We start from the raw sequence: 8,403 nt of genomic DNA on the forward strand, positions 1-8,403 counted from the left end.
CGTTCAGCGGTGTCTCACGCCACTTCAGACCCCGCCGCCACCTGATGACCGCCGCCCACTACCGCACCGAGATGACCACCCGCTTCGCCATCTGGGACCAGATCACCGGCGCCGCCGGCCTGCCTGCTGCGGCCTGAGCACGGAGCCGGAACCCGGCCCCACCACCCCCGACACACCGTCAGGCACACACACTCAACAACGTGACAGCACCCGCCGACACCTCGGGCTCAGGACGCGGAGCGAACGGCTGACCGCCATCGAAGCAGTGGGACCGACGTGGCGGACAAGATCGACACCAGACCGCAGCAGCGATGTGGTATTTCACATGTGACACTACGACCATGGATGACTTCCTCAGGCTCTCCGCGAGCACCGCCAGGTTCACCCACGGCGCCCCTCGCGCCTTCTCCTTCGGGGACGACGGCCGCCTCCTCTGGTTCCTGCGCTCCACCGGTCCCACGGATCCCGTCGACAGCCTCTGGGTTCTCGACACCGCCACTGGCGCCGAGACCCTGCTCGCCGACCCCCGCGCCCTGTGGACCGGGCCGGGCGACCTCCCCGGCCCCCTCCCCCTCGCCGAACGCAGGCTGCGCGAGCGGATCCGGCTCGTCGCCTCCGGCATCGGGGGCTACGCCCTCTCCGGTGACGGCCGACGCGCCGTCTTCGCCCTCTACGGACGGCTCTATGGAGTCCAGGCCAATGTCTCCACCGCCTCCACCCGCGGCCCCGAGGAGATACCCACCGCCGGTCCGGCCGTGGACCCCCGCCCCAACGCCGACGGCTCCCGCACCGCGTACGTCAGCGGCGAGGCCCTCCACGTCGCCCCCGGCGGCCGCGTCAGCCCCGCCGACGGAGCCCGCTGGGGGCTCGCCGAGTTCGCCGCCGCCGAAGAACTGGGCCGCTCCCGCGGTCACTGGTGGTCCCCCGACGGGGTCACCCTGCTCGCCGCCCGCGTCGACGAATCCGCCCTCCCCCGACGCTGGTTCGCCGACCCGGCACACCCGGAGCTCCCGGGCGAGGACTTCGCGTACCCCGAGGCGGGCGGTCCCAATGCGCGCGTCGAGCTGTGGGTACTGGGCCCGGACGGCGCGCGGACCCGGCTGGAGTGGGACGCCGGGACGTACCCGTACGTCTCCGACGCCGGGTGGGAGGCGGCGGACGAGATCCTGCTGACCGTCCAGGACCGGCTCCAGCAGACCGTGCTCCTGCTTTCCGCCGACCCGGCGACCGGCAGGACCCGGGAGCTGTCGCGGACCACGCACCCCCACTGGGTGGACCCGCTCCTCCCCGGCACCCCGGCGCGCCTCCCCGACGGACGGATGCTGACCGCAGCCGACACCCTCGGCGGAACCACCCGCGCCCTCGCGGTGGACGGGGTCCTGCTCACCGGCGACGGAATCCAGGTGCGTGCCATGGCCGGCGTCCACGAAGGGCGGCTGCTGATCGAGGCCGGGCAGCGCGATCCCGCCGAACAGCAGGTGCTGCTCCTCGACCCCACCACCGGCGCCCTCACCCCGCTCGCCGACGGGCCCGGGGTGCACAGCGTCCGGGCCGGCTCCGGGAACCTGCTGCTGACCACCGCCGACGCCGACGGGATCCGGCACACCGTACGCACCGTCGACGGCCGGGAGCTGCGCCCCGCCGACCTGTCGCAGCCGCTGCCGTACCGGGTCGAGCCCGTCCTGGAGCGGGTCACCGAGCACGCCGTCCCCACCGCCCTGGTCCTGCCCCGCGACCACGTCCCCGGCACGCGACTGCCCGTCCTCATGGACAGCTACGGCGGCCCCGGGATGCAGGACGTCTGCGCCGAGCCGCGCCGCTGGCAGCACCGCCAGTGGTGGGCCGACCAGGGCTTCGCGGTGGTGACCGTGGACAACCGCGGGACCGCGTACGTCTCCCCCGCCCATACCCACGCCATGTACCGGGGCTTCTCCGAGGTCACCTTGGAGGACCAGGTCGCCGCGCTGCACGCGCTGGCCGCCCGCCACCCCGACCTCGACCTCGGCCGGGTCGGCATCCGCGGTTGGTCGTACGGCGGCTACCTGTCGGCGATGGCGGTGCTCCGCCGCCCGGACGTCTTCCACGCCGCGGCGGCCGGGGCCGCGCCGACCGACTTCCGGTACTACGACACGGCGTACACCGAGCGGTACCTGGGCCTGCCCCAGGAGAACCCCGAGGTGTACGAACGGGACTCCCTCATCCCCGACGCCGCCGCACTGTCGCGGCCGCTGCTGCTGGTCACCGGCCTGGCCGACGACAACGTGCACCCCTCGCACACCCTGCGGCTCTCGCAGGCCCTGACCGACGCGGGCCGCCCGCACCAGCTGCTCGCCCTGCCCGGTGTCACCCACATGACCCCGGGCGGGACCCGGGAGAAGGTGATGGCGCTGGAGCTGGAGTTCTTCCGCCGCGAACTCGGGCCGCAGCGCCCGGGACCGCGGTAACGACGACAGGGCCCCGGGGACGTCCCCGGGGCCCTGCCTCTTTCTTCCCGTTGTCCCCGTCAGTCACCCGGGAAGTGACACGCCACCTCGCGCGAGGCGACAAGCTGCAGCAACGGCCGCTCGGTGCGGCAGATCTCCCGCGCCTTGGGGCAGCGCGGGTGGAAGGTGCAGCCCGGGGGCGGGGCGGCCGGGCTCGGCGGGTCGCCGAGCAGCACGATCCGCTCCCTGCGTCGTTCCGCCGCCGGGTCGGGCAGGGGTACGGCGGACAACAGCGCTCGTGTGTAGGGGTGCTGCGGGTTCTCGTAGAGGGACTTCTTGTCTCCGATCTCGACGATCCGACCGAGGTACATGACGGCAACGCGGTCGCTGACCCGCTTGACCACCGAGAGGTCGTGCGCGATGAACACGTAGGCGAGGCCGAGCTCCGCGCGGAGCCGCTCCATCAGGTTCACGATCTGGGCCTGAACGGAGACGTCGAGGGCGGACACCGGCTCGTCGGCCACGACCAGCCGGGGGCCGGTGGCCAGCGACCGGGCGATGCCGATGCGCTGGGCCTGACCGCCGGAGAACTCGTGCGGGTAGCGGTCGATGTGCTCGGGGATCAGGCCGACCAGCTCCATCAGCTCGGCCGCGCGCCGACGGGCGTCGGCAGCGCTCCGGCCCTGTACCAGCATCGGATCGGCAATGATCCGGGCCACGGTCTGGCGGGGGTTGAGGGAGGAGTGCGGGTCCTGGAAGACCATCTGGATGTCGCGGCGCAGCGGCCGCAGAGCCCGCTGCGAGAGCCGGCCGATCTCCCGGCCGTCGAAGGCGATCCGGCCCGAGGTGGGCTCCAGGAGCCGTACGAGCATGCGGCCGGTGGTGGACTTCCCGCAGCCGGACTCCCCGACGAGGCCGAGGGTCTGCCCGGCCGCCAGGTCGAAGGAGACCCCGTCGACGGCGCGCACGGGCGCCCCCCGGCGCCCGGTCGCGGTCCGTCTCCCCGGGAAGGTCATGGTGAGATCCCGTACGGACAGCAGGGGTCCGGCGGCCGAGGTGTCCGTCCCGGTGGCGGCGGTGGTGGCGGTGCTGGTCATCGGGCAGCCTCCTCGGCGGCCTGGGAGCCGGCGTGGTGGCAGGCCACCGTCCGCGCCGGCCCGTTCGTTTCCCCGTGGGCCAGGAGCTCGGGGCGTACGTCGGCGCAGGGGCCGGCGGCGCGCGGGCAGCGGGGGGCGAACGCGCAGCCGGGCGCCGGGATGAGCAAGGAGGGCGGGGAGCCGGGAATGGAGGGCAGCGGCACGTCGTCGGCGGTGTCGAGGCGGGGCAGCGAGTCGATCAGCCCCCGGGTGTAGGGGTGGGCGGGGTCGGCGAACAGGGCGTCGGCCGGAGCCTGTTCGGCGGCCCGGCCGCCGTACATGACCAGCACCTCGTGGGCGACGCGGGCGACGACGCCCAGGTCGTGAGTGATCATGACGACGCCGAGACCGCGCTCCTGCTGGAGGCGGGCGATCAGCTCCAGGATCTGGGCCTGCACCGTGACGTCGAGGGCGGTGGTGGGTTCGTCGGCGATGAGCAGTTCGGGTTCACAGGCCAGGGCCATGGCGATCATCGCGCGCTGGCGCATGCCGCCGGAGAACTGGTGCGGGTACTCCCCGGCCCGGCGGGCAGGTTCGGGAATGCCGACCTCGCCGAGCATGTCGACCGCCCGCTTGCGGGCGGCGGCCCGGCGGGCCTTGAAGTGCACCCGGTAGTGCTCGGCGATCTGCTCGCCGACCGTGTAGTAGGGGTGCAGGCTGGACAGTGGGTCCTGGAAGATCATGGCCATGCTGCGGCCGCGGACCCGGGAGAGCTCCCCCTCGGACAGGCCCGTCAGCTCCCGGCCGGACAGCCTTACGGAGCCCGCGACTTCGGCCCCGGCCCGGTGCAGGCCCATGACGGCGAGGGAGGTGACCGACTTGCCGGAGCCGGACTCTCCGACGATGCCGAGGGTGCGGCCGGCCTCGACGGTGAAGCCGAGCGAGTCGACGGCCCGTACGGTGCCGCGCGGAGTGGTGAAGGTGACGCGCAGATCGCGTACCTCCAGGAGCGGAGCGTCCATCAGTACCTCACCCTCGGGTCGACGACGGCGTACAGGAGGTCGACGACGAGGTTGGCGACGACGATGAAGAAGGCGGCGAGCAGGGTGACGCCGAGAACGACGGGCTGGTCGGAGCTGACCAGCGCCCCGTAGAAGAGCCGGCCGATGCCGGGGAGCCCGAAGATGGACTCGGTGATGACGGCTCCGGCCACCAGCCCGCCGAGGTCCATGCCGAAGATGGTGAGGATCGGGGTCATTCCGGAGCGCAGCCCGTGTTTGACGACGACCGTGCGCTCGGGCATGCCCTTGGCGCGGGCGGTGCGGATGTACGGCTCGGCCATCGCCTCGATCATGGAGCCGCGGCTCTGGCGGGCGTACATGGCGGCGTAGAGCAGGGCGAGGGCGATCCACGGCAGCAGCAGGTTGGTCGCCCAGGCGAGCGGATCGTCGGAGAGGGCCTGGTAGGCGGGATAGGGCAGGAGTCCGGCGACGCGGATGACCCCGTAGATGAGCAGAACGGAGGTGAAGTAGACGGGCAGGGAGGCGGCGGCGACGGCGCCGACCATCAGGGCCTTGTCGGTGACGGTGTCCTTGCGCAGGGCGGCGGTGACGCCTGCGCCGAGGCCGAGCAGCAGCCAGAGAACGGCGGCGCCGACAGCGAGGGAGGCGGAGACCGGGAGCCGGTCCATGAGCAGGTCCCACACGGGCAGGGAGTTCTCGTACGAATAGCCCAGGCAGGGGAAGTCGCAGGCGACGGCGTACTGGCCGGTGCCCAGGGTGCGGCCGGTGAAGATGCCGGTGAGGAAGTCGGCGAACTGCCGCCACAGGGGCTGGTCGAGGCCCAGGTAGGCGCGTACGTCGGCGAGGCGCTCGGCGCTGCAGGTCTTGCCGCAGGCGGCCGCGGCCGGGTCGGAGGGCAGGACGTAGAAGATGGTGAAGGTGACCGCGGCGATGGCAAAAAGTACGCCGACGAGGGCGATCAGGCGGCGGGCGAAGTAGAGGATCACGTGCGGCCGCCCCTCGGGTCGAGGATGTCGCGCAGGGCGTCGCCGAGCAGGGTGAAGGCGAGCACGGCGAGGAAGAGGAAGACGCTCGGGATGACGAAGTACATGGGGTCGGTCTCGTAGAAGGCGACGGACTCGGCGATCATCTGGCCCCAGGAGGGGGTGGGCGGGCGCACGCCCACGCCGAGGTAGCTGAGGGCGGCCTCGGTGCTGATCATTCCGGGGATGAGCAGGGTGGTGTACGCGATGACGGGGCCCGAGACACCGGGCAGGATGTCGCGCGTCAGGATCCGCCAGGAGCCGGCGCCGCCGACCCGGGCGGCGTCCACGTACTCACGGTGTCTGAGGGAGAGGGTCTGGCCCCGGACGACGCGGGCGACGCCGGGCCAGCCGAAGACGCCGATCACGGCGGTCATGAGGAGGATGCGGTTGACGTCCTTGGCGACGGACAGCATCGCGATCATGAAGATGAGAGACGGGAAGGACATGGTCAGGTCCATCAGCCGGGACAGAACGGCGTCGGTGCGGCCGCCGAAGTAGCCGGCGGCGATCCCCGCGGCAGTTCCGGCGACGACCACGATGGCGGTGGCGGCGAAGGCGATGAGGAGGGAGATCTGGGCGCCGTGGACCACGCGGGCGAACAGGTCGCGGCCGGTGACGGGTTCGACGCCGAGCCAGTGCTCGGGGCTGATCCCGCCGAAGGAGCCGAGGGGCTGGCCGCCGAGGTAGGGGTCGACGGCGGACTTGTCGAACTCCTCGGGGGACCAGCCGCCGAGCGAGCCCAGCCAGGGGGCGGTGGCGGCCATCAGGACGAAGAGGAGGACGACGCAGAGGCTGACGCGGACGGCGGGGCGGCGGCGGAGCTCCCGCCGGGCGAGCTGCCAGGGGCTGCTGCCCGGCAGGGCCTCCTTCACCTCGCGGGCTGCGGGGGCGGATGCGGTGGCGGTCATGGCGGGCCCGTCAGCCCTTGCTCTTGGACGGGTCCTTGAGGCCGACCGTGGCGTAGTCGATCGTGCCGGTCCAGACGGGGTGGCCGTAGGCGCCCGCGATGTTGGCGCCGACGAGCAGCGGCTTGCGCTTCAGCAGAACCGGGATGGACGGGGACTTCTTCATGATCTCGGCGTCGAGGTCGATCCAGGCCTGGTTGGCCTGCCGGGCGTCGGCCATGGCGTTGATCTCGTCGATCCGCTTCATGGTCGCCTCGTCGCGGAACTGGGCGTTGTTGCCCTGGTTGCCCTTCTCCTTGATGGTGCGTCCGTCGAAGACGAAGGGGATCCAGGTGGAGCCGGAGGGGTAGTCGGGGCACCAGCCGGTGAGCGTCATGTCGGGGGTCGTGGAGAGGTCACCGATGACATCGTAGTAGGCGCCCGGGTCGATGGTGTCGACGACGACCTCGACGCCGGCACGGGCCAGGCCCTGCTGGATGGCTTCGGCCTTGCCCTTGTCGCCGGTGGAGACGGCGAGGGAGACCTTGAGGGTCTCCTTGCCGGCAGCCTTGAGCAGTTCCTTGGCCTTGGCCGGGTCGCCGGAGGGGGCGATCTTCAGAGTGTCGGCCTGCTCGCCGCCGGAGAGGGCCGGGGGCAGGTAGGCGGTAGCCACCTCGTTGAGGGCCGGTCCGCCGCCCGCGGTGACCACGGCCTCCTTGTCGACGGCGTACTGCATGGCCTCGCGGACCTTGGGGTCGTCGAAGGGGGCGCGGGAGTTGTTGAGGTGGAGCATCTCGGTGCAGCCTTGGGACTCGGCGAGCATGCGCGCCCTGACGTCGGGCTTGGGCAGCACCTTGGGGGCGCTCTCGGGCCGCATGTCGGAGTACTGGACGGCGGAGGCGTCGGCGCCCTCGCTGGCGATGATGCGGTCGTCTATCTGGCCGCCCTTGAGGCCCATGACGACGACGAACTTGTCGGGGTAAGCCTTGCGGACGGTGTCGGTCTTCGGGTCCCAGTGCTCGTTGCGGACGAGCACGAGCTTCTTGTCGCGGTCGTACTTCTCGATCTTGTAGGGGCCGGAGGAGAAGGGGCGGGCGTCGTACTGGGTTCCCTTCTCCTGGGACGCGGGCACGGGCGCGAAGGTCGACAGGGTGGCGGTGGCGGAGAAATCGGCGACGGGCCGCTTGAGTTCGAAGACGATCGTGCGGTCGTCGGGGGTCTTGACCGAGTCGAGGTGCTGCCCCTGGAGCGGGCCCTTGTAGCCTTCGGCGCCGGCCAGATACTGGGCGGCGTAGTCGGGACCGCCGGTGAGGTCGGCGGCGAAGGAACGCTCGACGTTGTACTTGACGTCCTGGGCCTTGATCGGTGAGCCGTCCTCGTACTTCACGCCTTCCTTGAGGGTGAAGGTCCAGGTCCGGCCCCCGTCGGAGGGGGTACCGAGGTCGGTGGCGAGGTCGGGGACGAGTTCGCTGCCGCCCTTGCCGGGCTCGGCCTTGAAGGTGACGAGCGTGCGGTAGAGGAGACGGGTGCCGAAGTCCATGGTCGGCATGACCCAGTTGCGTGCGGGGTCGAGGTGGGAGAAGTCCTGGTTGGACAGCACGGTGAGGGTCCCTCCCTTCACCGGGGTCCCGCCGAGGATCTTGCCCTCGTTGACGGTGGCGAGGTCGGCGCCTGCGGCGCCGTTGCCCGCAGAGCCCTTCTTGGGGTCGGAGCAGCCCGAGGCGCCGAGTGCGAGTGTCGCCACCAGGGCGGTAGCGAGGGCGAGTTGGGTGCGCTTGGTCATGGTTCACTCCAGTGAAGGGCCGCGCTCTAGGATGTGACCAGTAACATAGTAATGTGAAATTGCACTGCACAAGAGATTCGCACCGCCGTTATCCAGCCGTGCCCAAACCAGCTCGAATCAGGGGTGGCTGGGTGGACCCGGACAGCGGAGCGCCCACCGTCCCTGACGGTGCGTCAGCGCCGATACCGTG

Annotated in this window: 6 protein-coding genes and 1 pseudogene; 2 read left to right on the forward strand and 5 right to left on the reverse strand. The window is 71.6% G+C overall.

Annotated elements, in window-relative coordinates; translation table 11 throughout:
- Positions 1 to 137, forward strand: a pseudogene (locus tag WA762_RS35055) (IS6 family transposase); the annotation flags it as partial.
- Positions 138 to 341: 204 nt separating this feature from the next.
- Complete coding sequence (locus tag WA762_RS35060; protein ID WP_335941638.1) at positions 342 to 2,444, forward strand: S9 family peptidase; 2,103 nt, start codon at positions 342 to 344, stop codon at positions 2,442 to 2,444.
- A 59-nt stretch (positions 2,445 to 2,503) separates the two neighbouring features.
- Here the strand turns inward: WA762_RS35060 and WA762_RS35065 are convergent, their stop codons facing one another.
- Genes WA762_RS35065 through WA762_RS35085 form a run of 5 tightly spaced genes read right to left on the reverse strand, consistent with a single transcriptional unit; the run spans position 2,504 to position 8,213 of the window.
- Positions 2,504 to 3,520: an ABC transporter ATP-binding protein gene (locus WA762_RS35065; RefSeq protein ID WP_335941639.1), complete on the reverse strand. Its 1,017-nt coding sequence runs from the start codon at positions 3,518 to 3,520 to the stop codon at positions 2,504 to 2,506.
- A complete protein-coding gene (locus WA762_RS35070; protein WP_335941640.1) occupies positions 3,517 to 4,521 on the reverse strand; it encodes an ABC transporter ATP-binding protein in 1,005 nt (334 codons plus the stop codon). The genes WA762_RS35065 and WA762_RS35070 overlap by 4 nt, the downstream gene beginning before the upstream one ends.
- Positions 4,521 to 5,507 carry an ABC transporter permease gene (locus WA762_RS35075; protein WP_335941641.1) on the reverse strand — a complete coding sequence of 329 codons (987 nt, stop codon included), beginning with the start codon at positions 5,505 to 5,507 and terminating at the stop codon, positions 4,521 to 4,523. The genes WA762_RS35070 and WA762_RS35075 overlap by 1 nt, the downstream gene beginning before the upstream one ends.
- Entirely contained in the window at positions 5,504 to 6,454 is a 951-nt protein-coding gene (locus WA762_RS35080) for an ABC transporter permease (RefSeq protein WP_335941642.1), read from the reverse strand. Before WA762_RS35080 ends, WA762_RS35075 begins: the two co-directional genes overlap by 4 nt.
- A 10-nt stretch (positions 6,455 to 6,464) precedes the next feature.
- Entirely contained in the window at positions 6,465 to 8,213 is a 1,749-nt protein-coding gene (locus WA762_RS35085; RefSeq protein WP_335941643.1) for an ABC transporter substrate-binding protein, read from the reverse strand.
- Positions 8,214 to 8,403 lie beyond the last annotated feature (190 nt).

Source organism: Streptomyces tyrfis (assembly GCF_037034285.1).
In the GTDB taxonomy this organism is placed as follows: domain Bacteria; phylum Actinomycetota; class Actinomycetes; order Streptomycetales; family Streptomycetaceae; genus Streptomyces.

Excerpts from the sequence above, each read along its gene's own strand:
- WA762_RS35060 (WP_335941638.1), top strand. The coding sequence starts at position 342 with ATGGATGACTTCCTCAGGCTCTCCGCGAGCACCGCCAGGTTCACCCAC.
- WA762_RS35065 (WP_335941639.1), bottom strand. The coding sequence starts at position 3,520 with ATGACCAGCACCGCCACCACCGCCGCCACCGGGACGGACACCTCGGCC.
- WA762_RS35070 (WP_335941640.1), bottom strand. The coding sequence starts at position 4,521 with ATGGACGCTCCGCTCCTGGAGGTACGCGATCTGCGCGTCACCTTCACC.
- WA762_RS35080 (WP_335941642.1), bottom strand. The coding sequence starts at position 6,454 with ATGACCGCCACCGCATCCGCCCCCGCAGCCCGCGAGGTGAAGGAGGCC.
- WA762_RS35085 (WP_335941643.1), bottom strand. The coding sequence starts at position 8,213 with ATGACCAAGCGCACCCAACTCGCCCTCGCTACCGCCCTGGTGGCGACA.